27 protein-coding genes are annotated in these 26,272 nt (G+C 63.2%); 8 read left to right on the top strand and 19 right to left on the bottom strand.

What is annotated here, in order from left to right; genetic code table 11:
* Positions 1 to 203: 203 nt before the first annotated feature.
* Positions 204 to 1,118 carry a DMT family transporter gene (locus AC0L2V_RS11275; RefSeq protein WP_473509162.1) on the top strand — a complete coding sequence of 305 codons (915 nt, stop codon included), beginning with the start codon at positions 204 to 206 and terminating at the stop codon, positions 1,116 to 1,118.
* 511 nt (positions 1,119 to 1,629) lie between these two features.
* Here the strand turns inward: AC0L2V_RS11275 and metF are convergent.
* Positions 1,630 to 2,547, bottom strand: coding sequence for a methylenetetrahydrofolate reductase [NAD(P)H] (gene metF / locus AC0L2V_RS11270; protein ID WP_023798712.1), 918 nt, complete (start codon positions 2,545 to 2,547; stop codon positions 1,630 to 1,632).
* A complete protein-coding gene (locus AC0L2V_RS11265) occupies positions 2,547 to 3,569 on the bottom strand; it encodes an ArsR/SmtB family transcription factor (RefSeq protein ID WP_473520095.1) in 1,023 nt (340 codons plus the stop codon). The genes metF and AC0L2V_RS11265 overlap by 1 nt, the downstream gene beginning before the upstream one ends.
* Positions 3,570 to 3,713: 144 nt before the next feature.
* Here AC0L2V_RS11265 and tsaA point away from each other — a divergent pair, with 144 nt between their 5' ends.
* Together tsaA and AC0L2V_RS11255 are read left to right on the top strand one after the other, a co-directional pair.
* The gene (gene tsaA, locus AC0L2V_RS11260) at positions 3,714 to 4,256 is read left to right on the top strand and encodes a tRNA (N6-threonylcarbamoyladenosine(37)-N6)-methyltransferase TrmO (protein ID WP_473520094.1); all 543 of its coding nucleotides are present in this window, start codon (positions 3,714 to 3,716) and stop codon (positions 4,254 to 4,256) included.
* Positions 4,253 to 4,564 (top strand): DUF2293 domain-containing protein, encoded by a 312-nt coding sequence (locus AC0L2V_RS11255; protein WP_473520093.1) that lies wholly within the window; start codon positions 4,253 to 4,255, stop codon positions 4,562 to 4,564. The genes tsaA and AC0L2V_RS11255 overlap by 4 nt, the downstream gene beginning before the upstream one ends.
* Before the next feature lie 107 nt (positions 4,565 to 4,671).
* On the opposite strand, the gene AC0L2V_RS11250 is transcribed toward AC0L2V_RS11255, so the two are convergent.
* The 7 genes from AC0L2V_RS11250 to AC0L2V_RS11220 all read right to left on the bottom strand — a co-directional run bounded on the left by AC0L2V_RS11250 (position 4,672) and on the right by AC0L2V_RS11220 (position 10,945).
* Entirely contained in the window at positions 4,672 to 5,289 is a 618-nt protein-coding gene (locus AC0L2V_RS11250; protein WP_473520092.1) for an MOSC domain-containing protein, read from the bottom strand.
* A gap of 137 nt (positions 5,290 to 5,426) precedes the next feature.
* Positions 5,427 to 6,548, bottom strand: coding sequence for a beta-ketoacyl-ACP synthase III (locus tag AC0L2V_RS11245; RefSeq protein ID WP_473520091.1), 1,122 nt, complete (start codon positions 6,546 to 6,548; stop codon positions 5,427 to 5,429).
* Positions 6,549 to 6,757: 209 nt separating this feature from the next.
* Positions 6,758 to 7,552 carry a trans-aconitate 2-methyltransferase gene (gene tam / locus AC0L2V_RS11240; RefSeq protein ID WP_473520090.1) on the bottom strand — a complete coding sequence of 265 codons (795 nt, stop codon included), beginning with the start codon at positions 7,550 to 7,552 and terminating at the stop codon, positions 6,758 to 6,760.
* A complete protein-coding gene (locus AC0L2V_RS11235; RefSeq protein ID WP_473520089.1) occupies positions 7,549 to 7,815 on the bottom strand; it encodes a type II toxin-antitoxin system RelE family toxin in 267 nt (88 codons plus the stop codon). Before AC0L2V_RS11235 ends, tam begins: the two co-directional genes overlap by 4 nt.
* Positions 7,812 to 8,060, bottom strand: coding sequence for a DUF6290 family protein (locus AC0L2V_RS11230; RefSeq protein ID WP_473520088.1), 249 nt, complete (start codon positions 8,058 to 8,060; stop codon positions 7,812 to 7,814). Before AC0L2V_RS11230 ends, AC0L2V_RS11235 begins: the two co-directional genes overlap by 4 nt.
* A gap of 56 nt (positions 8,061 to 8,116) precedes the next feature.
* Entirely contained in the window at positions 8,117 to 9,766 is a 1,650-nt protein-coding gene (gene ettA / locus AC0L2V_RS11225; protein WP_473520087.1) for an energy-dependent translational throttle protein EttA, read from the bottom strand.
* Between the two features lie 153 nt (positions 9,767 to 9,919).
* Positions 9,920 to 10,945 carry a ribonuclease T2 family protein gene (locus tag AC0L2V_RS11220; protein WP_473520086.1) on the bottom strand — a complete coding sequence of 342 codons (1,026 nt, stop codon included), beginning with the start codon at positions 10,943 to 10,945 and terminating at the stop codon, positions 9,920 to 9,922.
* A 197-nt stretch (positions 10,946 to 11,142) separates the two neighbouring features.
* On the opposite strand from AC0L2V_RS11220, the gene AC0L2V_RS11215 reads away from it, so the two are divergent.
* The 3 genes from AC0L2V_RS11215 (at position 11,143) to AC0L2V_RS11205 (ending at position 15,058) form a co-directional block, all read left to right on the top strand.
* Complete coding sequence (locus tag AC0L2V_RS11215) at positions 11,143 to 12,078, top strand: alpha/beta fold hydrolase (RefSeq protein ID WP_473520085.1); 936 nt, start codon at positions 11,143 to 11,145, stop codon at positions 12,076 to 12,078.
* Between the two features lie 158 nt (positions 12,079 to 12,236).
* The gene (locus AC0L2V_RS11210; RefSeq protein ID WP_473520084.1) at positions 12,237 to 13,412 is read left to right on the top strand and encodes a CaiB/BaiF CoA transferase family protein; all 1,176 of its coding nucleotides are present in this window, start codon (positions 12,237 to 12,239) and stop codon (positions 13,410 to 13,412) included.
* Positions 13,409 to 15,058 (top strand): thiamine pyrophosphate-binding protein, encoded by a 1,650-nt coding sequence (locus AC0L2V_RS11205; RefSeq protein ID WP_473520083.1) that lies wholly within the window; start codon positions 13,409 to 13,411, stop codon positions 15,056 to 15,058. Before AC0L2V_RS11210 ends, AC0L2V_RS11205 begins: the two co-directional genes overlap by 4 nt.
* Positions 15,059 to 15,086: 28 nt before the next feature.
* Here the strand turns inward: AC0L2V_RS11205 and AC0L2V_RS11200 are convergent, their stop codons facing one another.
* The 6 genes from AC0L2V_RS11200 to AC0L2V_RS11175 form a co-directional block, all read right to left on the bottom strand.
* Positions 15,087 to 15,536: a CHRD domain-containing protein gene (locus AC0L2V_RS11200; protein ID WP_473520082.1), complete on the bottom strand. Its 450-nt coding sequence runs from the start codon at positions 15,534 to 15,536 to the stop codon at positions 15,087 to 15,089.
* Between the two features lie 164 nt (positions 15,537 to 15,700).
* Complete coding sequence (locus tag AC0L2V_RS11195) at positions 15,701 to 16,672, bottom strand: ABC transporter substrate-binding protein (RefSeq protein WP_023798699.1); 972 nt, start codon at positions 16,670 to 16,672, stop codon at positions 15,701 to 15,703.
* Positions 16,673 to 16,754: 82 nt separating this feature from the next.
* Positions 16,755 to 17,891 (bottom strand): ABC transporter permease, encoded by a 1,137-nt coding sequence (locus AC0L2V_RS11190; protein ID WP_473520081.1) that lies wholly within the window; start codon positions 17,889 to 17,891, stop codon positions 16,755 to 16,757.
* On the bottom strand, positions 17,888 to 18,766 hold the full coding sequence (locus AC0L2V_RS11185) for an ABC transporter permease (RefSeq protein ID WP_128180650.1): 879 nt from the start codon (positions 18,764 to 18,766) through the stop codon (positions 17,888 to 17,890). The genes AC0L2V_RS11190 and AC0L2V_RS11185 overlap by 4 nt, the downstream gene beginning before the upstream one ends.
* Positions 18,766 to 19,296: an endonuclease domain-containing protein gene (locus AC0L2V_RS11180; RefSeq protein WP_473493690.1), complete on the bottom strand. Its 531-nt coding sequence runs from the start codon at positions 19,294 to 19,296 to the stop codon at positions 18,766 to 18,768. The genes AC0L2V_RS11185 and AC0L2V_RS11180 overlap by 1 nt, the downstream gene beginning before the upstream one ends.
* The gene (locus tag AC0L2V_RS11175; protein ID WP_091600271.1) at positions 19,286 to 20,077 is read right to left on the bottom strand and encodes an ABC transporter ATP-binding protein; all 792 of its coding nucleotides are present in this window, start codon (positions 20,075 to 20,077) and stop codon (positions 19,286 to 19,288) included. Before AC0L2V_RS11175 ends, AC0L2V_RS11180 begins: the two co-directional genes overlap by 11 nt.
* A 110-nt stretch (positions 20,078 to 20,187) precedes the next feature.
* On the opposite strand from AC0L2V_RS11175, the gene AC0L2V_RS11170 reads away from it, so the two are divergent.
* A complete protein-coding gene (locus AC0L2V_RS11170; protein ID WP_091600272.1) occupies positions 20,188 to 20,595 on the top strand; it encodes a cupin domain-containing protein in 408 nt (135 codons plus the stop codon).
* Positions 20,596 to 20,720: 125 nt separating this feature from the next.
* Here the strand turns inward: AC0L2V_RS11170 and hydA are convergent, their stop codons facing one another.
* From hydA to aptA, 4 genes are all read right to left on the bottom strand, one after another.
* The gene (hydA, locus tag AC0L2V_RS11165; protein WP_473520080.1) at positions 20,721 to 22,172 is read right to left on the bottom strand and encodes a dihydropyrimidinase; all 1,452 of its coding nucleotides are present in this window, start codon (positions 22,170 to 22,172) and stop codon (positions 20,721 to 20,723) included.
* Positions 22,173 to 22,237: 65 nt separating this feature from the next.
* Positions 22,238 to 23,488 (bottom strand): Zn-dependent hydrolase, encoded by a 1,251-nt coding sequence (locus tag AC0L2V_RS11160; protein ID WP_473520079.1) that lies wholly within the window; start codon positions 23,486 to 23,488, stop codon positions 22,238 to 22,240.
* An 11-nt stretch (positions 23,489 to 23,499) separates the two neighbouring features.
* The gene (locus tag AC0L2V_RS11155) at positions 23,500 to 23,943 is read right to left on the bottom strand and encodes an endonuclease domain-containing protein (protein ID WP_473509191.1); all 444 of its coding nucleotides are present in this window, start codon (positions 23,941 to 23,943) and stop codon (positions 23,500 to 23,502) included.
* Between the two features lie 112 nt (positions 23,944 to 24,055).
* Positions 24,056 to 25,384: an omega-aminotransferase AptA gene (gene aptA, locus AC0L2V_RS11150; protein WP_473509193.1), complete on the bottom strand. Its 1,329-nt coding sequence runs from the start codon at positions 25,382 to 25,384 to the stop codon at positions 24,056 to 24,058.
* 254 nt (positions 25,385 to 25,638) lie between these two features.
* Between aptA and AC0L2V_RS11145 the strand changes: the two genes are divergently transcribed.
* Complete coding sequence (locus AC0L2V_RS11145; RefSeq protein ID WP_287210897.1) at positions 25,639 to 26,268, top strand: TetR family transcriptional regulator C-terminal domain-containing protein; 630 nt, start codon at positions 25,639 to 25,641, stop codon at positions 26,266 to 26,268.
* Positions 26,269 to 26,272: the final 4 nt, after the last annotated feature.

Genomic DNA, 26,272 nt, shown 5'->3' with positions numbered 1-26,272 from the left:
GCTTAGACTGCGCACAATTAATCCAACCTATGCGGGAATGAAAACAATTCTGTGTCTCGCACCCCTGACGCTGCGGCGCTACGGCAGATGATGCAATGCTAGTCCACTGATCTGGTTTCGGGTGGCCCTTGCCATCGAAGAGGATATGGCCTGAACAGACGCCTGTTTGACTTGGCATTCAGAACCATCCGGGAGGATGATCCATGGCGATTTCGACGACGGCAATGCGCGGCCCCATGGTCTTGAAAGACTGGGCGCAGCTTCTGCTGCTCGGTGCGATCTGGGGTGGCTCGTTCTTCTTTGCCCGCATTGCGGTTGCCGAGATTCCGCCGCTGGTGCTGGTGCTGTTTCGCGTCGCCATCGCGGCGCTGGCGCTGCATCTCTATCTCGGCCTGCGCGGTCCGTCCTTCCGCATCGCCTTGCCGCATGCCGGCCTGTTCTTTCTGCTGGCGCTCGTCAACAACGTCATACCGTTCTCGCTGATCTTCGCCGGCCAGACCGAGCTTGGCGCCGGTGTCGCCTCAGTGCTCAATTCGACGACGCCGTTCTGGACGTTGATCCTCGCCAACGCGCTGACATCAGACGAAAAACTCTCCTGGAACAAGCTTGCCGGGATTGCGCTCGGCATCGTCGGCACGGCGGTGATGATCGGTCCCGGCCTGCTTGCCGGGCTGGGCGGGCCGGTCTGGGCGAAATTCGCGCTGGTCGGCGCCTCGCTGTCCTATGCGGTGGCCCTGATGATCGCCCGCCGCTTCAAGGGTGTGCCGTCACCGGTCATCGCCACTGGACAATTGACCGCCTCGACCATCATCATGATCCCGATCGTGCTGCTTGGCCACGGCACTGCCAACCTGTTTTCGGCCTCGCCGCCGGTCTGGGCGGCAGTGTTGGCGCTGGCCCTGCTGTCCACCGCCTTCGCCTACATCCTCTATTTCAACCTCGTCGCCTCGGCTGGCGCCACCAACGCCTCGCTGGTCACGCTCATCGTGCCCGCCAGCGCGATCCTGCTCGGCTTTCTGTTCCTGGGCGAACGGCTCGAATTGTTCGAGCTCGGCGGCATGGCGCTGATCGCGCTTGGCCTCGTCACCATCGACGGCCGCCTGTTCGGCCGACGCTGATGCATGTCACCAAAGCGCGCCCAGGCGCGACACGCTTGAGAGCTTCGTATCCAATCGAACGACGCTCCAATTCGTCGAATCTTCGCATCGACCCGAAATCGATCCCGACTTTCGGCGACGGTAGCGCTGCCATACCCATTCTTGCCCCAGCTCCGTCACATTTTGTACACAGGGCCGAAGCGGGATTTTGCCGAAGAGTTTCAATGCGTAACGGCAAATGGCCTGTCGCAAATTCCACATTGTCGTCGCATTGCAGCATAGTTTCCGCTTGCCTGTGGCAGAAATGCCCCTAGACTCTGGCCATAGCTCTTTAAGAGGAGGCTATGACATGGGGCTTACCAGGCCAATCAACGCATTGATGATTTGTGCTGCATTTGCATTCATCGGGGCGCTGATTATGGGCTTTCTTCCGTAGACCCGCCAAGCAACGGAAGCAGCACAAAATAGTCCAAGTCATTGAAAAGGCCGGGTTTTTTACCCGGCCTTTTTGCATCCCGGATTTGACAGAGACTTACGCCGCGGCGGACCCCGCGGCTTCAGCCTCATGCGAGCGGATGCCGATCATGTGGCAGACGGCGAAGACCAGATCGGCGCGGTTCATGGTGTAGAAATGAAAATCGCCGACGCCGCGCTCGACAAGGTCCAGCACCTGCTCGGCCGCCACCGCGGACGCCACCAGCGCATGCGTCTGCGGGTCCGTCTGCAGCCCGTCGAAGCGCTCGGCCATCCACGCCGGCACCAGCGCACCGCAACGCGCCGAGAAATTGGCGACCTGGGTAAAATTGTGGACCGGCAATATGCCCGGCACGATCGGTATGTAGATGCCCGCCCGCCGCGCCCGCTCGACATAGCGCTCGTAGAGGTCGTTGTCGAAGAAGAACTGGGTGATCGCCCGCGTCGCGCCATTGTCGACCTTGCGCTTCAGCATATCGATATCGGTGGCGAAATCCGGGCTCTCCGGATGCTTTTCCGGATAGGCCGAGACCGAGATGTCGAAATCGCCGACACCTTTCAGCGCCCCCACCAGTTCGGCGCCGTTGGCATAGCCGTCCGGATGCGGACGATAGGCGGCGCCGACGCCCTCGGCCGGATCGCCGCGCAGGGCGACGAAGCGGGTGACACCCATGTCGGCGAATTCCTGGATGACTTCATCGACCTCGTGACGCGCCGCATCGACGCACGTCATGTGCGCCGCCGGCGTCAGCGTCGTTTCGTTGAGGATGCGCTTGACCGTGCGCGCCGTGCGCTCGCGGGTCGAGCCGCCGGCGCCATAGGTGACGGAGACGAATTTCGGCTTGAGCGGCTGCAGCCGGGTGACGGTGTCCCACAGCCTTGCTTCCATCTCGTCGCTCTTCGGCGGGAAGAACTCGAACGAAACCCTGATCTTGTCGCCAATGTCAGGGCGGCGGGAAAAGCGGAACTGGTTCATCAGGCGGTTTCCCCTATCGGAAAGGCATTGGCCGGTTGTGCGTGGTTGGAAGGATCGGCGATCAGCATGCGCTGGTCACGGCCGAGCCACAGTTTTACGGTGAGCCTGGGTTCGTTGCCGGCGCGCGGCTCGAATTCCTGGCTCTCCTCGAGGTCGAGCCCGGCCTCGGAAAACCACTCGGTGATCTGCCGGTCGGCAAAGCCGAGCCGCACATGCGCGTGGGCGTCGCGCAGGAATTCCAGCGAATGCGGAGCGAAATCCACGATCACCAGCCGGCCTGCCGGACGCAGCAGCCTAGCTGCCTCGCGGATGGCGCGGGCAGGATCGTCGAGATAGTGCAGCACCTGGTGGATGGTGACGAGATCGAAGGCGTCGCGCTCGACAGGCGGCGCAAAAATGTCGCCCTGACGCACCTGCGCATTCGAAATGCCGGCCCTGTCGAGATTGGCGCGCGCCACCGTCAGCATCTCGCGCGACATGTCGATGCCGATGCCGCGCCGGTAGAGCGGCGAAAAGATCTCGAGCAGCCGCCCGGTCCCAGTGCCAAGGTCGAGCATCGACTGGAACGGCCGCTTGCCGACGAGCTTGAGCAGCGCTGCCTCCACGGCGCGGTCCGGCACATGCAGCGAGCGGATGTGATCCCAGCTTGCGGCATTTGCGGAGAAATATTCGGCGGCGCGATCCTGCCGCTTGCGCTTGACCGCCGCCAACCGCTCGAGGTCACGCTCGACCTGCGGATCGGCACCCCGGATACCGGAGACCAGCCTGAGCACGAAACCCCGCGCCGCATCCGAATCCGACAGCCGGAAGAAGGCCCAGGAGCCCTCCTGATAGCGGCCGATCAGCCCCGCCTCCAGTAAAAGCTTCAGGTGCCGCGAGACGCGCGGCTGCGACTGGCCGAGGATTTCGGTGAGATCGGAAACGGTGAGGTCGCCGCGCGACAGCAACGCCAGGATGCGCAACCGGCTGGATTCGGCCGCCGCCTTCAATGTATCTACCATGGTGTCGAGCGCGACATGCATGCGAGCATTCTCTTTGAAAAAGATATAAACATATGTTTATGTCGATTTTGGTTGGCTTGCAAGCGCTATGTCGCTCCCGGACAAGAAAATGACGCATGCGGTGCGGATCGCCAACAGCCGGATGCATGATCGGGGTGGAAAACCATGTTCGAAACGCGCAGCGGCGAAAAGCTTCTGGAAACTGATCCCGCCGATATGCCGCCGGACGGCCATGTCGTCTTCATCGGTCGCATCGCCTCGCCCTGGACCACGCGGGAAACTTGCCCCAAGAACATGAAGGCCGCGCGGGAAACGGGACGGCCGGCGGTTCTGACGATCGAGCTGCCTTATCGCGATGGCCTGCTCGGGCTTGAACGCGCCAGCCACGTCATCATCCTGTCCTGGCTGCACCACGCACCGCGGACCTTGATTGTTCAGAAACCCCGCCATGCGGCTGAACCGAAAGGCGTTTTTTCGCTGCGCTCCCCGGCCCGGCCGAACCCGGTCGGGTTGCATATCGCAAAACTCGTCGCGCTCGACATCGAAACGGGCCGTATCGATCTCGATGCCATCGACGTGCTCGACGGCACGCCGGTGATCGACATCAAGCCTTATTTCGCTTCGACCGATGCCTTTGCCGACGCGACCATCGCCGGACGGGACGAGGTCGGGCCAGGACAGGTCGTGCCAGGACAGGTCGTGCGATGAGCGCGCCGACCGGTCGCCGCCGCGCCATCGCCAAGGCGCTGACAGCGCTTTTGCCGCTGGCGCCCTATGCCGACATGGAGAAGATCCGCGCCGACGCCGGCGGGGTGCAGATGAAGAGCTTGCCGCCGAGCATTGCCGTATGGCTGGCGACAATAGCCCACATCCGTCACATGCACACCGACTACGAGAAGCTGCTGGCCGAAGGCTATGACCGCGATTCCGCGCGCTTCTTCGTCATCGAGCAAACCAACACAGTGCTGACCCGCTGGCGCGCCACCCGTCTGCTCGAGGATGAGGACGAGGAATGAGAGCGATGGCACCCGTATGAGCTCTAGGGCGCCTGTCCTCGGGCTGCCAAAGGCAAGACCCGTGGGCGATCACCTCCCCCCGCTGGCGATGCCGCCTCGACAAACAACTATGCCTGGTAAATCCACTGCTCGGGCACACGCACCGAAATCTGCTCGCCGGCCGTGATGCGGCCTGGTTTTTCCACCCAGGCGACAAGGCCGCGCAACCGCTTTGCCGCCTTCGGGAACAACAGCGCGCCGGCTTCACGGTCGGCCATTCCGGCATTTTCGGCGACCGATCGCCCGGCGATGCGGCAAGGTCCGTTCTGCGCGTCGACCTTGACGGTGACGCCTCCTTTAAAGAACAGCAGCGTGCCGGACGGCAACATCGAGAGATGCGGCAGGCCTTCGATCAACAGATTGGCGCCGATCCACTCCGGCTTGATCTCGGCGATGGCCATCCGCCCTGCCACGATCGCCAGCTCGTCCGCGGCCACGATCGACAGCTGGCGCTCGTTGCGCATCTCGGTGCCGCGTGGATACCAGGGCTCGCGCCCGCCGGAGCGCCGCGTCGCGCCTGCGTGGAAATCGCCGTCGATGCCGTCGAAGCCAAGCTGCAATTCATCCACCACGCGTGTCTCGAAATGATCTGATGGCGCGACGTAAAGCCCGGCCACCCGCGCGGCAAGCTTCCGCGCCGGGATGATTTCGACCGGGTTGTCGGTCTCGGGGAAGAGGTCCAGCACAGGCTTCGCTCCTTGCGTGATGCCAAGCAATTAGCCGCAGTGAGCTCATCAGGTCCAGTCGAAAGCGCTGATGCTCCAATCAAGCAGGCTGATGCGATTACACCTGCGCCTTCCAATGCCGGTGCCGTTCGCGCCAATCAGAGCATGCGCAACAGCGCCCCGCCGATCGAATAGCCGGCGCCGAAGGCGCAGAGCAGGCCATAGTCGCCGGCGTTCATGTCGGCGTGGTTTTCCGACAAGGCTACGACCGCACCGGCGCCGGCGGTGTTGCCGAGGCGCTCCAGCACCATCGGCGCGCGGTCATGGTCGACCTCGTGGCCGAACGACAGCTTCAGGATCATGGCGTTCATCCGTGCATTGGCCTGATGCAGCCAGAAGCGCCGGATCGCTTGCGGCGTCAGCCCATGCTCGGCCAGGAACTCGACGATGAACTTGTGCCCGGCGACGGTGACTTCCTTGAACACCTTGTTGCCGACCTGCTTGATCAGGTTGCCTTCCAGGTTGATCATATACGGATCGTCCTGGGCGGTGCGCGTGTAGTAGCCGAGATTGGTGCGGATGTTGTTGGACATCTGCGTCCAGGTCCGGGTGTCGAGCACCTCGAAGCGTCCCGGCCGCTTGTCGCCCTGGGCAAGCCCCTCGACGACCATCGAGACCGAAGCGTCGCCGAAGATGAAATGCGTCTGCCTGTCGCGGAAGTTGAGATGGCCGGTGATGATCTCGGGCGTCGTCACCAGCACGCGCCTGTGTGCGCCTGCCCGCACCAGATTGACCGCAATATGCAACGCCGCCGCCGCCGACGAGCAGCCAAGGCCCATGTCGAAACCGGCGCCCTTCGTGCCCATCGCCTGCTGCATCTCGATGGCGATCGCCGGATAGGGCCGCTGGTGATGCGAGGCCGAGCAGATCACCAGGTCGACATCAGGTGGCTCCAGGCCGGCATGGTCGAGCGCTTTCCTGGCCGATGCGATGCCGAACTCGGCTTCCAGCGACAGCGCGTCGTCCGGCCGCGCCGGAATGCGCGGCGCCATGCGGGTCGGGTCGAGAATGCCTTCCCGCTCGATCACATGGCGCGTCTGCACGCCCGAAGCATGGACGATGAAGGCGCTGTCCGACTTCTGCAGCAGTGTCTCGCCCGAAGCCTGGCGGCAGACATTCTCCATCTCGACCCAGGCATTGAAGCTGTCGACCAATTCCTCATTGGTGATCGAAGGCCCGGGGATTTCAGCGCCGATGCCGCTGATGATGACGCGATGCATTTTCAGTTCGTCCCCATGCGCAGGCGCTACGGCTTGATGTGGGCGCCGCGAGAGCTCGGCGCAACATTATTCGCATCAAGCTAGTTTAAGCCGGCTTAAATCAAGGGCCTGAGGCAAAAGACCACAACCTTGCGTGGCTGAAATGCGCATTGTGGCGAAACCGAATCAAGCGCAGCCAGGCAGTGCGTCTCGGTTGCGGCCAATCGTTTCTAGGCAGCGCGCCGCGCGACGATGAACAGGCGCGGGAAACGCAGCAGCACCTTGCCGTTCGCCGTCTTCGGATAGGCTTCGGTTATCCCTGCTGTGTAGCGCGTGAGAAAAAACCGTCGCTCGTCCGCGTCGAGCGGATCGAGGAACGGCTTCAGCCCCGTCGACTTCAGCCACTCGACGATCGCCCCGGCATCGGCCAGCGAATGATTGTAGGCGGTGTGCCAGATGTCGAGCCGGTCGGAGAGCGGCGACAAAAGATCGTAATAGAACGACACCGGCGGCAGCGGCCCGCGCGCAGCACCCTCAAGCTTTTTGGCAAACGGCATTTCGGCCGCCGTCTCGCGCATCAGCCGGTGCGACGGCTCGCCCATATTGTCGGGCATCTGCACGGCAAGCGCGCCGCCCGGCGCCAAAAATCCCATCAGCCGCTGGAAGATCGCCGTATGCTCGGGCAGCCACTGGAACACCGCATTGGCGAAGATCACGTCGACCGGCTCTTCGGGCTGCCACGCCGCCGCATCCGCCAGTTCGAAGGCCACTTCCGGCAGACGTGCCCTCGCCTTCTCGATCATGTCGGGCGAGCTGTCCAAACCGCTGACCTGCGCGCTCGGCCAGCGCTCGACCAGCAATTGCGTCGAATTGCCCGGCCCGCAGCCGATATCGACCACCCGGCGCGGCACCGCCACCGGCACCTGCGCGACGAGATCGCGCGCCGGCCGCGTGCGCTCGTCCTCGAACTTGAGATATTGGGCGGCGGACCAGTCGGGCTTTGCTTTTGCGACAGTGCTGTTCATCGATAGACCTCGCGCCGGTTGCCGACTTCCACAACCAGCACGACAAGCCGGCTGTCCTCGAATTGGGCAATGATTCTGTAGTCGCCGACGCGAAAACGCCAGGTCTCTTGCTTGGTCGCGGTCAGGCGCTTGGCAAGCATTCTTGGATTGGGGTGCTCCGAAACTCTTTGATGCAGGAATTCGAGGACGCGCCGCTGGTCTTTCGTTGAAAGCCGTTCGATGTCTTTTTCGGCTTGCCGCGTGAACTCGACACGCCAATTCATTCAGCGGCAGGTTTCTTGCGCCGTTCCGCTGCTTCGCGAAGCTCAAGCTTCCGGATCACGTCCTCCAACGGAATGCGCGCGCCGTCGTCATCCTTCAGGCGTTCCTGCGCAATCCTCGCGTCCTGCCAATCCTCGATTGTCTCGAGGATCGCTTCAACTGCAACCTGATCGATCGTACGGCCGCTGGCCCTCGCCATATCGGCCAGCAGCTTCTCGGCTTCTTGCGGCAATTTGACCGTGATCATGGCAACTCCATTCGATCAATTTAGGTCAAACGACGATCGCCTGCAACGGATCGAACCTACCGCGTCAGCCGCTTGTACGTCATGCGGTGCGGGTTGACGGCGTCGGGGCCGAGACGGCGGATCTTGTCCTGCTCGTAATCCTCGAAATTGCCCTCGAACCATTCGACATGGCTGTCGCCCTCGAAGGCAAGGATGTGCGTCGCCAGCCGGTCGAGGAACATGCGGTCGTGCGAGATGATGACGGCGCAGCCGGCGAAGTTTTCCAGCGCGTCTTCGAGCGCCGCCAGCGTTTCGGTATCGAGATCGTTGGTGGGTTCGTCGAGCAGCAGCACATTGCCGCCGGTCTTCAGCATCTTGGCCAGATGGACACGGTTGCGCTGGCCGCCGGATAGATTGCCGACCTTCTGCTGCTGATCGCCGCCGCGGAAATTGAACGAGGCGCAATAGGCGCGGGTGTTGGCCTCGAACTTGCCGAGCTTGACCACTTCGGCGCCGCCCGAGATTTCTTCCCAGACGGTCTTGGTCGGGTCGAGCGCATCGCGGCTCTGGTCGACGTAACCGAGCTTGACCGTCTCGCCGACGCGGATCGTGCCGGCATCCGGCTTTTCCTGGCCGGTGATCATGCGGAACAGCGTCGTCTTGCCGGCGCCGTTCGGGCCGATGACGCCGACGATGCCGCCGGGCGGCAGCTTGAAGTCGAGATCATCGATCAGCAACGTGTCGCCAAAGCCCTTCGACAGGTCCTCGACCTCGATCACCACATTGCCGAGCCGCTCGCCATGCGGAATGACGATCTGGCTGTCGCTTGGACGCCGCTTGTCGGCCGCATCCAGCAGATCCTGGAACGCCTGGATGCGCGCTTTCGACTTGGTCTGCCGTGCCTTCGGGCTGGACTGGATCCACTCGCGCTCGCGGCCGATCGCCCGCTGGCGCGCATCGTCCTCGCGGCCCTCCTGCTTGAGCCGCTTGGCCTTGGCTTCGAGATATTTGGTGTAGTTGCCCTCATAGGGAATGCCGCGGCCGCGGTCGAGCTCGAGGATCCAGCCGGTGACATTGTCGAGGAAGTAGCGATCGTGGGTGATGATCATCACCGCGCCGGGATAGGCGCGCAGATGCTTTTCCAGCCACGCCGTCGTCTCGGCGTCGAGATGGTTGGTCGGCTCGTCGAGCAGCAGGAGGTCGGGCTGGCGCAGCAGCAGCTGGCACAGTGCCACGCGGCGGCGCTCGCCGCCCGACAGCTTGGTGACGTCGGCTTCCTTGGGCGGGCAGCCCAGCGCTTCCATCGCCATCTCAACCTGCTGTTCGAGATCCCACAGGTTGAGCCGGTCCATCTCGTCCTGGAGCTTGGCCGACTCGTCGGCCGTCTCGTCGGAATAGTTCATCATCAATTCGTTGTAGCGTTCGATGATCGCGGTCTTGGCGGCGACGCCTTCCATGACGTTCTCGAACACGGTCTTGCTCGCATCGAGCGCCGGCTCCTGCGCCAGGTAACCGACGGTGGCGCCTTCGGCCAGCCACGCCTCGCCGCTCCACTCCTTGTCGATGCCGGCCATGATCTTCAGGATGGTCGACTTGCCGGCGCCGTTCGGCCCGAGGATGCCGATCTTGGCGTCCGGGTAGAAGGAGAGGTGGATATTCTCGAGCACCTTCTTGGTGCCGTAGGCCTTGTTGAGGCCGGCCATGTGATAGATGAACTGGCGTGCCACGCGCGCTTTCCCTGAAAAGTCGACTGGAATGTCGGATTGAATGGAAGTTGCGCGCTATGTAGGCGATGCCGCGCCGAACGGCAAACTGTTTTGGCATTTCGGATTTGTCTTCCGGCCGAGACGGCGCTATCGCGTCGTCGGCGGCTCGGCGTGTTACTGGAACGCAATTGGATCGACGATGCCTTTCGGACAGCCGGCATCGTTCGTCGGCGCTGCTGCCAGCAGCAGCTCGCTGAGCGAAGAGTTCGGACCGATCGGACCGGTCAGGCCGAGCGTCAGTTCGCCGATCAGCCGCCTGCCGCTCGAAGGATCGTTCACGCAGGAGACGCGAACCCGATCGCCGGCACCGGGACCAAAGGCACTGTGGAAGGCGGCGCGGATCTGGTCGGAGGTCAGATCCCGGCCAATTTTCTGCGTGAAAAGATCACGCACCGGTGACGCATTCACCGCGCGCGTCAAGTTCAGCGCATCGGAAAAATACGCCTGCTGGCTCTTGCCGTAACAGGTGCCATGCTTGATCCACTCATGCCTGTCGAGAGCGGATGCGGTGCCTGGCATCACCTGATCGAGCTCCGACCGGGTGTTCGGCTCGAGCTCGACCGGCGGCAGGTCCTGCCAGTGCGCCGGATTGTCGTTCGCCTTGTCGGCCGCTGCCACCTGGCAATAGAAATTTCCGTTCGGCTGCGGCCACAGCCCATGCAAGGTGAAATGCGTCGCCTCAAAACCGGCCGCGGTCTGCGCCTTGCATTCGGTCTTGCCGGGCCTGGTCTCGCAAAACGCCGGCTGCCAGCTCAGCGCGAGGACATATTCCGGCTTTCGCGAAGCCGGCTCAGCAGGCTTCTCCTGGTCGGCCGGCACAGGTGCTGCCGATTCCCCGGACGCGCTGCCACCCGAAACATGGCCGCAATCGACCTTCACCCAGCGGCGCTCCGGATCGGCCCCGGGCACGCGGATCAGATAGTGGGTGGGAGCATCCTTGTTGCCAGCCAGCAGCTCGTAGCTCTGTCCCGCATCGGTCGCGATATTGCCCGGGTTCTTGCCGCTCCTGATGGCCTGGGTGGCTGGACAGATGGCGTCGGCGACGAAAGAGCCGCTCATCTTGACCTCGGCCCGCACAGCACCCGTCAGCGACGCGGCGGCAAGCGCCGATCCAAAAACAAGACCTGTCAGCGTACGCATGGGTACTCTCCGGTTGAATAATGCTGGGCAACAGACAGCCGCCCTCTCTCGGTAGCAAATTCTCCATGTCAGAATTGCGATACCTGCGTTGCGGCGCAAGAACAGCGTTGCGAAACACCGCCGACGGATTGACGCAAAACCGGCGTCGGCGCACACAAATGTCCAGGCGGAAAAGGCGCGTTGGAGACGAATCGATAATGTCATTCAGCCAGCAGCGCGTGCTGCCATCGCCGACCGGTGCGGCGCTCAACCTTTACGTGAAACGCGCCGAGGGCCGCCCGCGTGCGGTCGTCCAGATCAATCACGGACTGGCCGAACATGCGGCGCGCTATGTCCGCTTCGCTACCTTTCTGGGCGAGTGCGGCTTCCACGTCTATGCCCATGACCATCGCGGCCATGGCGCCACCAAGGCGCCAGACGCTCCGCTCGGCACATTCGCCAAAGTGGATGGCGGCGCCAAGGTCATCGCCGATGTCGCGGCGGTGCACGACCTGATCGCCGGCGACCATCCCGGCCTGCCGGTCATCGTCTTCGGCCATTCCATGGGCGGTCTCGTCGCGCTGAATTTCATGCTTCATAATTCGAACCGGCTGCACGCCGCGGCCATATGGAACGCCAATTTATCCGCCGGGCTCGCCGGCCGTGCAGCACAAATCATCCTGGCCTGGGAAAAATTCCGGCTCGGCTCCGACATGCCGTCGCGCCTGCTGCCGAGACTGACCTTCCAGGCCTGGGGCAAAGCCGTCCCCGATCACCGCACGCCGTTCGACTGGCTGTCGCGCGACGCGGCCGAAGTCGACAAATACATCGCCGATCCGCTGTGCGGCTGGGATGCCTCGGTGTCGATGTGGCGCGACCTGTTCGGCTTTGTCTTCGACGGCGCCGACGACACCAAATTTTCCGGCATCCGCAAGACCCTGCCGATCTGCCTGGTCGGCGGCGAAAAGGATCCCGCCACCGGCGGTGGCAAGGCGGTCAGCCATCTCGCTGGGCGCCTGCACAGGATGGGCTTTTCGAATCTCGTTTCAAAGGTTTACGCCGAGACCCGCCACGAAAGCCTGAACGAGGTGAATCGAAATATCATCATGGACGATTTCGCCGCATGGGCCGACAGCGTGCTGAAACAAGCCTGACCGAGATTGGCACGGTCCGGTTGGCCCATTGCAAGAGCCGTGACTTCGGCACGCGGGATTGATAGTGCATGTTGCCCAAAAGTACGCAGCGGTTTTGGGATAACGACATGCATAAAAAGAAAACCAGAGCCTGCGCTTTCGATCAATCACGGTGATCCATGACCGAGCCTCCGCTGAAAGGCATCCGCGTAATCGAACTCGCCCGCATCCTGGCCGGGCCGTGGGCGGGGCAATTGCTTGCCGATCTCGGCGCCGACGTGATCAAGGTCGAGAGCCCTGATGGCGGCGACGATACCCGCAAATGGGGTCCGCCCTTCGTCATGAGCCATGACGGCGAAAACCTTTCGGCCGCCTACTACCATTCCTGCAATCGCGGCAAGCGCTCCATCGCCATCGATTTCTCGACGCCCGAAGGCGCCGAGACAGTGCGCCGGCTGGCTGCGACATCGGACGTGCTGATCGAAAACTTCAAGCTCGGCGGGCTGAAGAAATACGGCCTCGACCATGACAGCTTGCGCAAAATCAACCCGCGGTTGATCTATTGCTCGATCACCGGCTTCGGCCAGGACGGGCCGTATGCGCCACGCGCCGGCTATGACTTCATCATCCAGGGCATGGCCGGCATGATGTCGATCACCGGCGAGGCCGGCCGCGAGCCGCAAAAGGCCGGTGTCGCCATTTCAGACATTTTCACCGGCCTCTATTCGGTGATCGCCATCCAGGCCGCACTTCGCCATGCCGAGAAGACCGGCGAAGGCCAGCATATCGACATGGCGCTCTACGACAGCCAGATCTCGGCGCTCGGCAACCAGAACCTCAACTATCTGGTCTCGGGAAAATCGCCGGTGCAGATGGGCAATGCGCATATGAACATCGCGCCCTACGAAGTGGTGCCGGTCATGGACGGCCATATCATCCTGGCCATCGGCAATGACGGCCAGTTCGCCAAATTCTGCGCGGCTGTCGGGTTGGACAAGCTGCCATCCGACCCCGATTTCGCCACCAATCCCGCCCGGGTCGCCAACCGGGCGACGCTGCGCGAGCATATAATCGAGGCGCTGAAAACCTTCGATCGCGATCCGCTGCTGGCCAGGCTGGAGGCGGCAGGCGTGCCTGCCAGCCCAATCAACACGATCGGCGAGATGTTCGCCGATCCGCAGACCATCGCGCGCGGCATGCGGCTCGACCTCGACGACGGCCATGGCAATCTGTTGCCCTCGGTGCGCGCGCCGATGGTCATGTCGGGCACACCGCTGGTCTATGAGCGGCCCTCGCCGCGTCTCGGCGAACACACCGAAGAAATCCTTGCCGAACTGGAGAGGTCAGGAAAATGAAGACCGGCGGACAACTAATTGTCGATGCGCTCGAAGCCAACGGAACGGACCGTATCTATTGCGTGCCCGGCGAATCCTACCTTGCGGTGCTCGACGCGCTGCACGACTCGCCGATCCGCACCATCGTCTGCCGCCAGGAAGGCGGCGCCGCGATGATGGCCGACTGCCATGGCCGCCTGACCGGCAAGCCAGGCATCTGCTTCGTCACCCGCGGCCCCGGCGCCACCAACGCCTCGGCCGGCATCCACATCGCCATGCAGGATTCGGTGCCCGTCATCCTGTTCATCGGCCAGGTCGCCAGCCACGCCAAGCAGCGCGAGGCTTTTCAAGAGGTCGACTACGTCAGGTTCTTCGGCGACATCGCCAAATGGGTGGTCGAGATCGACGACGCCGCGCGCATCCCCGAATTCGTCACCCGCGCCTTCGCGGTGGCGACATCCGGCCGTCCCGGCCCGGTCGTCATCTCGCTGCCGGAAGACATGCTGACCAGCCTTGCCGAGGCGCCGGCCGCCCTGCCCCACACGCCGGTCGAAACGCGGCCGGGCGAGGCCGAGCTCGACGCTCTGGAAAAGCTTCTCAACAAGGCAAAGCGCCCCTTCGTCATCCTCGGCGGCACGCGCTGGGATGCGGAGGCCGTCGCGCGGATGCGGACGATCGCCGAAGCCTGGTCGCTGCCGGTCGGCTGTTCCTTCCGCCGCCAGATGCTGTTCGATCATCTCCACCCCAGCTATGCCGGCGATGTCGGCATCGGCATCAACCCGAAGCTGGCGACCGCCATCAAGCAGGCCGACCTCGTGCTGCTGATCGGCGGCCGCATGGGCGAGATGCCGTCCTCCGACTACACGCTGCTGAAGAGCCCCTACCCCGACCAGTCGCTGGTCCATGTCCATGCCGACGCCAGCGAACTCGGCCGCGTTTACCGGCCGACGCTGGCGATCAACGCCTCGCCGTCCGCCTTCGTCGAAGCCTTTGCCGGGCGCAAGCCGGCCGCCTCGCCGGTCTGGGCGGATGAAACACCGAAGCTGCACGCCGCCTATCTCGACTGGTCGACACCGCCCGAAAGCGGCCCCGGCGCCGTCCAGATGGGGCCAATCATGAACTATCTCGAAAAAATGCTGCCCGACGACGCGATCCTCACCAACGGCGCCGGCAACTACGCCACCTGGGTGCACCGCTTCCACCGTTCCCGGCACTTTGCCACGCAGGCGGCACCCACCTCCGGCTCGATGGGCTACGGCACGCCGGCAGCCGTCGCTGCCAAGGAACTGTTTCCCGAGCGCGACGTGATCGCCTTTGCCGGCGACGGCTGCTTCCTGATGAACGGCCAGGAATTCGCCACCGCCGTGCAGTACGATCTGCCGATCATCGTTGTTGTCGTCAACAATGGCATCTACGGCACCATCCGCATGCACCAGGAACGCGAATATCCCGGCCGCGTCGTCGCCACCGACCTGAAGAATCCCGACTTCGCGGCGCTCGCCCGCGCCTATGGCGGCCATGGCGAAACCGTCGAGAAGACGGCCGACTTCGCGCCGGCCTTCGAACGCGCCCGTGCCAGCGGCAAGCCGTCGATCGTCGAGATCAGGCTCGACCCCGAGGCGATCACGCCGACCCGGACGATGACCCAGATACGGGACAGGACCTGAGCGCCAGAGGCATAAGCCGGAGGGCGCGCTACATCGTCGCCGCCTTCTCGATCTGCCCGCGGATCTCGCCGTCCTTGTGGGCCGCCGTATGGATGTTGATGTAGTATTTGCCGGCCATCAGGTCGGCGGCCTGCGCGTCGGTCAGGATCGCCGCCCCCTTGAACGGGCTTTTCGGAGCGCCCTTGAACGGGACGACGACGTCGGCATTTTCACCCTTTGCTGCCGGACCGTGAATATGTCCGGCCGTCGCCGGTCCACTGAGACCTGAATACATCACGTTCCAGGTGAGCTGTTTCGTGTCGCTGTTGAAGCCGAGAGTGGCCTCGCCTTTGCCCTCCGTGGTGACGGCTGGATTCTGCTGAGCGCCATCGAGCGTCGCCTTCATCTTCATCATGTCGGCCAAGGCCGGTGAAGCGCACAGGAAGGAAGCCGAAACGGCCAGCGCCGAAAGCATCGGCGAGAAGGATTGCATGCGCATGGAATTCTCCGTTGTGGCGATGACATCCGCTGAAGCAGGATGCACTGGAACAACGGTTGTGGCGAGCGGATGTTTCCACCGGTAACGGCTATTTTACATCCAAAAGGGGGCGGTCGCCCGTCCCCTTTTTTTAACTGCGGACCCCAGAGGCCCTGGTTGACGGCTTACTTGATGGCCTTGTCGGTGATGGCGGTCGTGTAGGCGCCGGTCGGCTCCTTGGTGATGATCTTCTGGTCGAGCAGCGCCTTGGCGGTGCGCGCGTAGGTCGCCGGGTCGAGCTTGCCATCGGCATTGTCGATCAACTTGGCGACTTCGCCCATCATGCGCTTCTGGTGGTTCTCGTCCTGGCCGCCATTGTCCATGACGATGCCGGCCGCCTCGTCGGAATTGTCGACGGCGTATTTCCAGCCCTTCATCGAGGCGCGCACGAAACGCACCATCTTGTCCTCGAAGGCCGGATCCTTGAGCTTGTCCTCCAGGGCGTAGAGACCGTCCTCAAGCAGGTCGTTGCCCATGGCCGAGTAGTTGAACACGATCAGCTCTTCCGGCTTGTAGCCGGCATCGATGAGCTGCCAGTATTCGTTGTAGGTCATGACCGAAATACAATCCGCCTGCTTCTGGATCAGCGGCTGCACGTCGAAACTCTGCTTCAGCACGGTGACGCCATCCGGGCCGCCGTCGGTCTTCAAGCCGAGCTTGTTCATCCAGGCGTAGAACGGATACTCGTTGCCGAAGAACCAGACGCCGAGCGTATGGCCCTTGAAGTCGGCTTCGGTTTTGACGGGGCCGTCCTTCGGGCAGACCAGCTGCATGCCCGCCTTCTTGAACGGCTGGGCGATATTGACCAGCGGCACGCCCTTTTCGCGTGCGGCCAGCGCACCGCCCATCCAGTCGACGATGACGTCGGCGCCGCCACCGGCGATCACCTGCTCGGGCGCGATATCGGGGCCGCCCGGCTTGATCTCGACGTCGAGGCCCTCGGCCTCATAAAAACCCTTGTCCTTGGCGACGTAGTAGCCGGCGAACTGGGCCTGCGTGACCCATTTCAGCTGCAGCGTCACCTTGTCTGCGGCCATCGCCTGGAACGCGGCAAGCGACATCGCGCCGGCCAGCATCGAAACAACAAGTCTTTTCATGCTTTTACCCTCTGGAGTTAAGTGTTCACCCTTTTAGGACCAGGACCTTCAATCCAACCCTGATTCCAAACCCGCCACCGCCCTATCCACCACGGACGGAGGGATGCCAAAACGTGACTGCTCTCTCGAAAAGAGCGACCACGCCATAAAAGACCGAACCCGCAAGTGCTGCAACTGCGATTTCGGCCCAGACCATGTCGATATTCATCCGTCCGACCTCGGTCGAAATCCGGAATCCCATGCCGACCACCGGCGTGCCGAAGAACTCCGCGACGATGGCGCCGATCAGCGCCAGCGTCGAATTGATCTTCAGCGCATTGAAGATGAAGGGGGCTGCCGCCGGCAGCCGCAGCTTGAACAGCGTCTGCCAGTAGCTCGACGCATAGGTGCGCATCAGGTCGCGTTCCATATGGCCGGAGGCGGCAAGCCCGGCGACCGTGTTCACCAGCATCGGGAAGAAGGTCATGATGATGACGACGGCGGCCTTCGACTGCCAGTCGAAGCCGAACCACATGACCATGATCGGCGCCACGCCGATGATCGGCAGCGCCGACACCATATTGCCGATCGGCAGCAAGCCGCGGCGCAGGAACGGCACGCGGTCGGCCGCGATGGCGGCAAGGAAGCCGGCGCCGCTGCCAACGACGTAGCCGAAGATAACCGCCTTGAAGATGGTCTGCCGCACGTCGGCGGCCAGCACCGGCAGCGAATTGGCGATGCGCACGCCGATGGCGCTTGGCGGCGGCAGCAGGATGAAAGGAATGCCGGCGCCGCGCGTCACCGCCTCCCAGATGATCAGGATCCAGGCGCCGAAGATCGCCGGGATGATCAGCCGCAAAGCGGTCGCCGCCCAGCGTGAGGCCGGGCGAAGCGCTGACAGCACCGTCACGCAGCGCCAGGCCAGAAGCCATGCCGCGGCGAGCAGCAGATAGAACGAGGCGCGAGCGGTGCCTTCGTTGCCGGTTATGCCGGCGAGCAATAGCCACGCTGCGCCATGCGCCCCAAGGAACAGACAGGTCGCCGCGATTGCAGGTGGAAATTGATCCATCTGGATCGCAAACAGCAACAGGATGAAGATCAAAGCCACCGTCGCGATGTCATAGCCCGGCGTGGCAGTGACAAGCGGCGCCGAAAAAAGGCCGACGGCAAGCAGGACAAGCGCGGCATACCCTTGCCACGAGCGGGGGGTGATCGACGCAAGGCTGAGGAGATCGCTCATGCCGGCCTGCCGCCCATGGCGCGGTCAACGAGGCGCCCGGCTATGCCGACCACCATCACCAAAAGGGCCGCCACCACCGAGCCCGCCACCAGCGCCGACCAGATATCGATGGTCTGGCTGTAATAGGCGCCGGCGAGCAGCTTGGCGCCGATGCCGGCGACGGCACCGGTCGGCAGTTCACCGACGATGGCGCCGACCAGGCTGGCGGCCACCGCCACCTTCATCGAGGTGAACAGGAACGGCACCGAAGCCGGCACGCGCAGTTTCCAGAAGGTCTGCGAGGGGCTGGCATTGTAGGTGTGCATCAGGTCGAGATGGGTGAGTTCGGGCGAACGCAGCCCCTTGACCATGCCGACCGCCACCGGAAAGAACGACAGATAAGTCGAGATCAGCGCCTTCGGGATCAGGCCGGTGACGCCGATCGCCGCCAGCACGACGATGATCATTGGCGCCACCGCCAGGATCGGAATGGTCTGCGAGGCGATGATCCACGGCATCAGGCTGCGGTCGAGCGTCGCCACATGGACGATGCCGACGGCAATCAGGATGCCGAGCGCCGTGCCGAAAGCGAAGCCGAGCAGCGTCGAGGACAGCGTCACCCAGGCATTGTAGACAAGGCTGCGATTGCTGGTGACCTTGCGCAGAAACGTGTTCTCGAAGAAATTCACCGCCACCTGATGCGGCGCCGGCAGCGTCGGCTTGGGCTGCGACATCGTCTTGCCGATGAATTCCACGATCCCCGGCGTCTCGCCGGCACGGCGGTCGAGATCGCGCTGGAACGGCGCGTTGAGGATGACGGCGAAAACATACCAGACGACCACCACGCCTGCGAGGATCGAGGTCACCGGAACGATCTTGTCGCGAAAGGAGTCCATCAGCGGCCCTCGCCAGACTGGCGCCCTCCTCTCCCCAACGGGGAGAGGGTGGCCGGAGCGAAGCGGAGGCCGGGTGAGGGGGTAGAAATCTTTCCGTCGAGGCAAGCCAGGATCGTATCAAGGACCGCTCGGCGCTCGGCCAGAACTTCATGGTTCCAGAACCGGAGAACGGAATAACCATGGCCATTCAGCCAGGCCGTCCTGGCGGGGTCGGTTGGTGAATCCGCATGCTGGCTGCCATCGAGTTCGACAATCAGACCCTTCTCGCGACAAACGAAATCCGCAATGAAAGGTCCAAGCGGCACTTGCCTCACAAATTTGTAGCCGTTGAGATGACGTCCTCTCAGTTCCCCCCAAAGTCGGTACTCAGCCTCGGTTTCGTCGACCCGCAGCTTTCGAGCGCGAGCGGTTGCCCCGACATTTCTTTTCGTCGGATCTGTCGGCGCCGCCCCCTCACCCGACCTCCGCTTCGCTCCGGCCACCCTCTCCCCGTCGGGGAGAGGAGGGAGCCCATCCCGCTCAATCCTCATAGCTGTGCCCTGCCCTGAGGCCGTCACGGACCCGCGCCGCGATCGCCAAAAACTCCGGCGTCTCGCGAATGTCGAGCGGCCGCTTTTTCGGCAGCGTCGATTCGATGACGTCGCTGACGCGGCCCGGGCGCGGCGACATGACGATGATCCGTGTCGACAGGTAGACCGCCTCGGGAATGGAATGGGTGACGAAGCAGATGGTCTTGTTGGTCCGATCCCAAAGCTCCAGAAGCTGTTCGTTGAGGTGGTCGCGCACGATCTCGTCCAGCGCGCCGAAAGGCTCGTCCATCAACAGAAGATCGGCATCGAAGGCCAACGCCCGCGCGATCGAGGCACGCTGCTGCATGCCGCCGGAAAGCTGCCACGGGTACTTCTGCTCGAAGCCGGAAAGGTTGACGAGGTCGAGCGTGCGCTTGATGCGCGCCGCCTGCTCTGCCTTCGACAGGCCCATGATCTCCAGCGGCAGCGCCACATTGCGCTCGATCGTGCGCCACGGATAAAGTGCGGCCGCCTGGAAGACATAGCCATAGGCGCGGTTTTCGCGCGCCTGCTCCGGCGTCACGCCATTGACGGAGATGCTTCCTGATGTCGGTTTCTCGAGATCGGCGATGACCCGCAGCAAGGTCGTCTTGCCGCAGCCGGACGGCCCGATGAAGGAGACGAATTCGCCCTTGCCGATGGTCAGGTCGACATTCGACAGCGCCTGCACCGGACCGTCGCTGGTCTGGAAGGTCAGGCCGAGCTTGCTTGCCGAAACGACGGCTGGCGACTGTCCGGTCATAGGCCGCAGCCTGGCTTTTCGCGTCGCCGCCGCGGCGGCCGGTTACCCGTTGCTTTTGCCAAAATGCTGCTTTCCACTTATCTTGTCCCACTCGATCGAGAGTTTGCCCGATGTCGTCCAAACCCACCTGCCATCTTATCCGTCCCGAAAGCTCTTATGAAGGCAAGCAGGGACTGAGTTATTTCGCCGGCATCGCCGCCGAAACGGTCGGCTCTACCGGCATCTGCATGCACCTGCTCACCATGCCGCCCGGTGCCCGCGCCAAGGCGCATATGCACGAAAGCCATGAAACGGCGATCTATGTGCTCTCCGGCGAGGTCCATACCTGGTATGGCGATCGGCTCGAGCAGCGGATCGTCGCCAAGGCCGGCGACCTTTTCTACATTCCCGCCGGCGTGCCGCATCTGCCGGCCAATCTGAGCGACAGCCCGGCCTCGGCGGTCATCGCCCGCACCGATCCCAACGAACAGGAAAGCGTCGTGCTGCTGCCGGAACTGGAGGGGCTGGTCGCGCGATAGGCGGGCTACCCGCCGGCCAATTGGTATCGGGCATAGAGACAGTGCAATCGCTTCAGGTTTGCGCTGCCCGCCGGCGCCGACTTCGACAAACACTAGCACCGGGACAGTACCGTCCTTGCGCAAGCTCACACCCCGGTCGCCGGAATACCTGACCGTTCCACCTTGCGCGGCGCGGAGATTTCCTTCCAGGTCGACAGCGCCCGGTTGACCGCGGCATTCGGCTCGCGGCCGACGAACTCGCCATGGCCTGGCTTCGCCTTGACCTCGTTCTCCTGGATCGACAATTCGCCGCGCGAGAAGACGAAGCGCGGCAGGCCGGTCACCTCAACACCTTCGAAGACGTTGTAGTCGATCACCGACTGCTGCTTCTCGGAAGTAATCGTCTTTGTGCGCTTCGGGTCCCAGACGACGATGTCGGCGTCGGCGCCTTCGACGATGGCGCCCTTCTTCGGATACATGTTGAGGATTTTGGCGATGTTGGTCGAGGTCACCGCGACAAACTCGTTCATCGTCAGCCGTCCGGTGTTGACCCCGGTGGTCCACAGCACCGGCAAGCGGTCCTCGAGCCCGCCGGTGCCGTTCGGGATCTTGGTGAAATCGCCGACACCGTTGCGCTTCTGGCTGGTGGTGAAGGCGCAATGGTCGGTCGCCACCACTTGCAGTGATCCGGCCTGGAGGCCGGCCCACAGCGAATCCTGGTGCAGTTTGTTGCGGAACGGCGGGCTCATGACGCGGCGCGCCGCATGGTCCCAGTCCTTGTTGAAATACTCGCTCTCGTCGAGCGTCAGGTGCTGGATCAGCGGCTCGCCGAACACCCGCATGCCTTTTTGGCGCGCCCGGCGAATGGCTTCGTGGGCCTGCTCGCAGGAGACATGCACGACATAGAGCGGCACGCCGGCCATGTCGGCGATCATGATGGCGCGGTTGGTCGCCTCGCCTTCCACTTCCGGCGGCCGCGAATAGGCGTGCCCTTCGGGGCCGTTGTTGCCGGCGGCCAGCAGCTTCTGCGAAAGCGCCGCCACCACGTCGCCATTCTCGGCATGGACCAGCGGCAGCGCGCCAAGATCGGCGCAGCGCTGGAACGACGAATACATCTCGTCGTCATCGACCATCAGCGCGCCCTTGTAGGCCATGAAGTGCTTGAACGAGGTGATGCCCTTGTCGACCACGGTGGCCATCTCGTCGAACACCTGCTTGCCCCACCAGGTGATCGCCATGTGGAAGGAATAGTCGCAGGACGCCTTCGAGGTCTTGTTGTCCCACATCTGCAAGGCCTCGAGCAGCGACTGCTGCGGCGACGGCAGGCAGAAATCGACGACCATTGTGGTGCCGCCGGCAAGCGCGGCGCGGGTGCCGCTCTCGAAATCGTCGGCCGAATAAGTGCCCATGAACGGCATTTCGAGATGGGTGTGCGGATCGATGCCGCCCGGCATCACATAGCAGCCGGTGGCGTCGAACTCGTGGTCGCCATGCAGGTTCGAACCGATGGCGACGATCTTGCCGTGCTGCATCAGCACATCGGCTTTCCACGTACGATCGGCGGTGACGATGGTGCCGTTCCTGATGACTTTGGTCATTTTCTTGTTCCCTTTGTTCTCTTCGCGGTTCTTGGGGAGCGGCGTTGGGAATCCTGGTTTCTAGCTCACCCCACGATCTCCGCCGTCTCCACCACCGCGTGGAACAGCACGTCGGCGCCCGCCGCTGCCCATTCCTTGGAGATCTCTTCGGCCTCGTTGTGCGACAGGCCGTCGACGCAGGGGCACATCACCATCGCCGTCGGCGCGACGCGGTTGATCCAGCAGGCGTCGTGGCCGGCGCCGGAGACGATGTTGCGATGCGTGTAACCCAGGCGCTCGGCCGCATCCCGCACGGCCTTGACGCAGCCCGGATCGAAAGTCACCGGATCGAAATGGCCGACCTGGTCAACTTGATATTGGATGTCGAGCGCTTCGCAGATCGTGTCGATGCCTTCGCGGATGTGCCCGTCCATGGCGTCGAGCACCTCCTTTTCCGGCGAGCGGATGTCGATGGTGAACATGGTGCGGCCGGCAATGATGTTGCGCGAGTTCGGATAGACTTCCATGTGGCCGACCGCGCCGACGGCGTCGGGCTGGTAGTCCATGGCGATCTCGTGCACCAGTTCGATCACCCGCGCCATGCCGAGCCCGGCATTGCGGCGCTTCGGCATCGGCGTCGAGCCGGTATGCGCCTCCTTGCCGGTCAGCGTCACCTGCAGCCATTTCAATCCCTGGCCATGGGTGACGACGCCGATGTCGATGCCCTCATCCTCGAGGATCGGGCCCTGCTCGATATGCAGCTCGAAGAAGGCGTGGATCTTGCGCTCACCGACTTTCTCGCTGCCTTTCCAGCCGATGCGTTCGAGCTCCTCGCCGAATTTCTTGCCGTCCTTGTCGAGATGTTCGTACACGTCGGCCTGATCGAGGACGCCGGCGAAGACGCCGGATGCCATCATCGCCGGCGCAAAGCGCGCGCCTTCCTCGTTCGTCCAGTTGGTGACGACGATCGGATGTTTTGTCCTGATGCCGAGCTCGTTGAGCGAGCGCACGATCTCCAGGCCGCCGAGCACGCCAAGCACGCCGTCATACTTGCCGCCGGTCGGCTGGGTGTCGAGATGGCTGCCGACATACACCGGCGGCAGATCGGGCTCGGCGCCCTCGCGGCGGGCAAACATCGTGCCCATCTCGTCGAGGCCCATTTCAAGTCCCGCCGCCTCGCACCAGCGCTTGAACAGCTGCCGCCCCTCGCCGTCAGCGTCGGTCAAAGTCTGGCGATTGTTGCCGCCGGCAACCCCGGGGCCGATCTTCGCCATCTCCATTATCGAATCCCACAAACGGTCTGAATTGATTCGCAGATTCTCGCCCGGAGCGGCCATTTTCTAAAACCTCATCGATTGTGGCGAAGCGCGCCGGCGTTCCCCTCCCCCTTGAGGGGAGGGTGGCCGCGAAGCGGTCGGGTGGGGTCGCCGAACATGCGCGCGACCTTCTCCTTCACCACCTGCGCAACATGCCATGCACTGTTTATGACATCAGGCTCATCAACGCGAAAGACATCGAACCCGAGCGATCGCAAATAGGCATCACGGACAGCATCGTGCCGCTTGCCTCGTTCCTGCTCGTGCAGATCGCCATCGACTTCCACGACCAGCTTTACCGCGAGGCAAGCGAAGTCGACGATGTAAGGCCCGATTGGGCACTGACGGCGGAACTTGATGCCGGCCGATTTCAGCTCGCGCAGTTCATACCAAAGCAAACATTCGCCCTTGGTTGCATGAACTCGAAGCGCCCGCGCCTTTTGACGCATTTCGAAGCTCACGCGGGCACGGGGCATCAGAAGCGTCCTCGCAGCAAGAGATCAGGTTGGCGCGCGTCGCCACCGACCCCACCCGACCGCTTCGCGGCCACCCTCCCCTCAAGGGGGAGGGAAAGTCGCGTTGCGTTTCTCAATCCACCCCCCTCAGCACTTCTCGCACATGGTCGATCAATTCGTTGATCTGGCCCTTGGTGATGATCAGCGGCGGCGACAGCGCGATGATGTCGCCGGTGGTGCGGATCAGCGCGCCGCGCTCGAACGCTTTCACAAAAGCCGAGAAGGCACGCTTGGTCGGACTGCCGGGGATGGGCGCCAGCTCGATCGCGCCGATCAGGCCGATGTTCCTGATGTCGATGACGTTCGGCTCGCCCTTCAGCGAATGCAGCGCGTCTTCCCAATACGGCGCCAGTTCCTGGCCGCGGGTCAGCAGGCCCTCTTCCTTATAGGTATCGAGCGTGCCGAGCGCCGCCGCACAAGCGATCGGATTGCCCGAATAGGTGTAGCCGTGGAAGAACTCGATCATATGCTCGGGGCCGGTCATGAAGGCGTCGTGGATTTCCTTCTTGACGAACACCGCGCCCATCGGGATGACGCCGTTGGAGACGCCCTTGGCGGTGGTCATGATGTCGGGCGTGACGCCGAAATAGTCGGCGGCAAACGGCGTGCCGAGACGGCCGAAGCCGGTGATGACCTCGTCGAAGATCAAAAGGATGCCGTGCTTGGTGCAAATCTCGCGCAGCCTCTCGAGATAGCCCTTCGGCGGCAGGATGACGCCGGTGGAACCCGCCACCGGCTCGACGATGACGGCAGCGATGGTCGAGGCGTCGTGCAGCGCGACGATGCGCTCCAACTCGTTGGCCAGTTCCGCGCCATGCTCGGGCACGCCCTTGGTGAACGAATTCTTCTCGGGCAGGTGGGTGTGCGGCATGTGGTCGACGCCGCCGAGCAGCGTGCCGAACATCTTGCGGTTGGTGACGATGCCGCCGACCGAGATGCCGCCGAAATTGACGCCGTGATAGCCGCGCTCGCGGCCGATCAGGCGGGTGCGCGAGCCCTCGCCTCTGGCGCGGTGATAGGCGATCGCCATCTTCAGCGCGGTCTCGACCGATTCCGATCCGGAATTGGTGAAGAACACGTGGTCCATGCCCTGCGGCGCCAAGTCGACCAAACGGTTCGCCAATTCGAAGACGATCGGGTGACCCATCTGGAACGCCGGCGCATAGTCGAGCTCGGCGGCCTGGCTCTGGATCGCCTCGGTGATCTTCGGCCGGCAGTGGCCGGCATTGACGCACCACAGGCCAGCAGTGCCGTCTAAAACCGTGCGACCGTCGCTCGTCGTGTAATGCATGTCCTTGGCGGACACCATCATGCGCGGCGCCTGCTTGAACTGCCGGTTTGCCGTGAACGGCATCCAGAATGCGCTGAGATCGTTCGGCGTGACTTTCAGCCGGTTGGACATGACCAAGACTTCCCCTTGTAACCTGTTTCGGTGCGGCTAACGCTTGGTCTTCCCGACACTTGGTCTCTGCTGCGTTTTCGTGCTACGCAAATTTTGACCGATTGGACAAACGTTAGCACCGCCCTGTCGGCGGTCAAGGGATTACTAGCGGAAATGCGGCAGCTGAGGCGCGCTCCACAGGCCGGAGAAAAACTGGTCCAGAAAATTGGTCCAGATGGCTCTCCAAGCCATGGTATGCCGCGGTGACGGCCGACATGGAAATTCCGGCCCCTCGCCGCACCCGCATCCAGCAGGAAAAGCGCGAGCTGATCCTGGAGGCGGCGCTCGAGGTGTTCTCGACCAGCGGCTTTCGCGGTTCGACCATCGACCAGATCGCCGAAGCCGCCGGCATGTCGAAGCCGAACCTGCTCTACTATTTCCGCCGCAAGGAGGATATCCACGAGACGCTGATGCAGCGGCTTCTCGACACCTGGCTGGCGCCGCTGCGCGAACTCGACGACATCGGCGATCCCTTGACCGAATTGCGCAGCTATATCAGGCGCAAGCTCGAAATGGCGCGCGATTTCCCCAGGGAAAGCCGCCTGTTCGCCAACGAGATCCTGCAGGGCGCGCCGCGCATCATGCCGATGCTGGAAGGCGAGCTGAAGACGCTGGTCGACGAGAAGGCCGCCGTCATCAAGGGCTGGATGCGCGCCGGCAAGATCGCGCCCACCGACCCCTGGCACCTGATCTTCTCGATCTGGGCGACGACGCAGCACTATGCCGATTTCGACGTTCAGGTCCGCGCCGTGCTCGGCCCCGACCGCGGCGGCGACGGCCGCTTCGAGGACGCTGCAAGATTTTTAGAGCAATTGTTCATCGACGGGCTGAAGCCGAAGGGCTGACGCT

The sequence above is a fragment of the Mesorhizobium sp. WSM4814 genome, assembly GCF_055811595.1.
The sequence above is the reverse complement of the archived record's forward strand: the minus strand, read 5'-3'. Positions and strand labels throughout refer to the sequence as shown.

Bases quoted from the DNA above. Each gene is read 5' to 3' on its own strand.
- AC0L2V_RS11275 (WP_473509162.1), top strand. From the start codon at position 204: ATGGCGATTTCGACGACGGCAATGCGCGGCCCCATGGTCTTGAAAGAC.
- metF (WP_023798712.1), bottom strand. From the start codon at position 2,547: ATGAACCAGTTCCGCTTTTCCCGCCGCCCTGACATTGGCGACAAGATC.
- AC0L2V_RS11265 (WP_473520095.1), bottom strand. From the start codon at position 3,569: ATGCATGTCGCGCTCGACACCATGGTAGATACATTGAAGGCGGCGGCC.
- tsaA (WP_473520094.1), top strand. From the start codon at position 3,714: ATGTTCGAAACGCGCAGCGGCGAAAAGCTTCTGGAAACTGATCCCGCC.
- AC0L2V_RS11255 (WP_473520093.1), top strand. From the start codon at position 4,253: ATGAGCGCGCCGACCGGTCGCCGCCGCGCCATCGCCAAGGCGCTGACA.
- AC0L2V_RS11245 (WP_473520091.1), bottom strand. From the start codon at position 6,548: ATGCATCGCGTCATCATCAGCGGCATCGGCGCTGAAATCCCCGGGCCT.
- tam (WP_473520090.1), bottom strand. From the start codon at position 7,552: ATGAACAGCACTGTCGCAAAAGCAAAGCCCGACTGGTCCGCCGCCCAA.
- AC0L2V_RS11235 (WP_473520089.1), bottom strand. From the start codon at position 7,815: ATGAATTGGCGTGTCGAGTTCACGCGGCAAGCCGAAAAAGACATCGAA.
- AC0L2V_RS11230 (WP_473520088.1), bottom strand. From the start codon at position 8,060: ATGATCACGGTCAAATTGCCGCAAGAAGCCGAGAAGCTGCTGGCCGAT.
- AC0L2V_RS11220 (WP_473520086.1), bottom strand. From the start codon at position 10,945: ATGCGTACGCTGACAGGTCTTGTTTTTGGATCGGCGCTTGCCGCCGCG.
- AC0L2V_RS11215 (WP_473520085.1), top strand. From the start codon at position 11,143: ATGTCATTCAGCCAGCAGCGCGTGCTGCCATCGCCGACCGGTGCGGCG.
- AC0L2V_RS11210 (WP_473520084.1), top strand. From the start codon at position 12,237: ATGACCGAGCCTCCGCTGAAAGGCATCCGCGTAATCGAACTCGCCCGC.
- AC0L2V_RS11205 (WP_473520083.1), top strand. From the start codon at position 13,409: ATGAAGACCGGCGGACAACTAATTGTCGATGCGCTCGAAGCCAACGGA.
- AC0L2V_RS11200 (WP_473520082.1), bottom strand. From the start codon at position 15,536: ATGCGCATGCAATCCTTCTCGCCGATGCTTTCGGCGCTGGCCGTTTCG.
- AC0L2V_RS11195 (WP_023798699.1), bottom strand. From the start codon at position 16,672: ATGAAAAGACTTGTTGTTTCGATGCTGGCCGGCGCGATGTCGCTTGCC.
- AC0L2V_RS11190 (WP_473520081.1), bottom strand. From the start codon at position 17,891: ATGAGCGATCTCCTCAGCCTTGCGTCGATCACCCCCCGCTCGTGGCAA.
- AC0L2V_RS11185 (WP_128180650.1), bottom strand. From the start codon at position 18,766: ATGGACTCCTTTCGCGACAAGATCGTTCCGGTGACCTCGATCCTCGCA.
- AC0L2V_RS11180 (WP_473493690.1), bottom strand. From the start codon at position 19,296: ATGAGGATTGAGCGGGATGGGCTCCCTCCTCTCCCCGACGGGGAGAGG.
- AC0L2V_RS11175 (WP_091600271.1), bottom strand. From the start codon at position 20,077: ATGACCGGACAGTCGCCAGCCGTCGTTTCGGCAAGCAAGCTCGGCCTG.
- AC0L2V_RS11170 (WP_091600272.1), top strand. From the start codon at position 20,188: ATGTCGTCCAAACCCACCTGCCATCTTATCCGTCCCGAAAGCTCTTAT.
- hydA (WP_473520080.1), bottom strand. From the start codon at position 22,172: ATGACCAAAGTCATCAGGAACGGCACCATCGTCACCGCCGATCGTACG.
- AC0L2V_RS11160 (WP_473520079.1), bottom strand. From the start codon at position 23,488: ATGGCCGCTCCGGGCGAGAATCTGCGAATCAATTCAGACCGTTTGTGG.
- AC0L2V_RS11155 (WP_473509191.1), bottom strand. From the start codon at position 23,943: ATGCCCCGTGCCCGCGTGAGCTTCGAAATGCGTCAAAAGGCGCGGGCG.
- aptA (WP_473509193.1), bottom strand. From the start codon at position 25,384: ATGTCCAACCGGCTGAAAGTCACGCCGAACGATCTCAGCGCATTCTGG.
- AC0L2V_RS11145 (WP_287210897.1), top strand. From the start codon at position 25,639: ATGGAAATTCCGGCCCCTCGCCGCACCCGCATCCAGCAGGAAAAGCGC.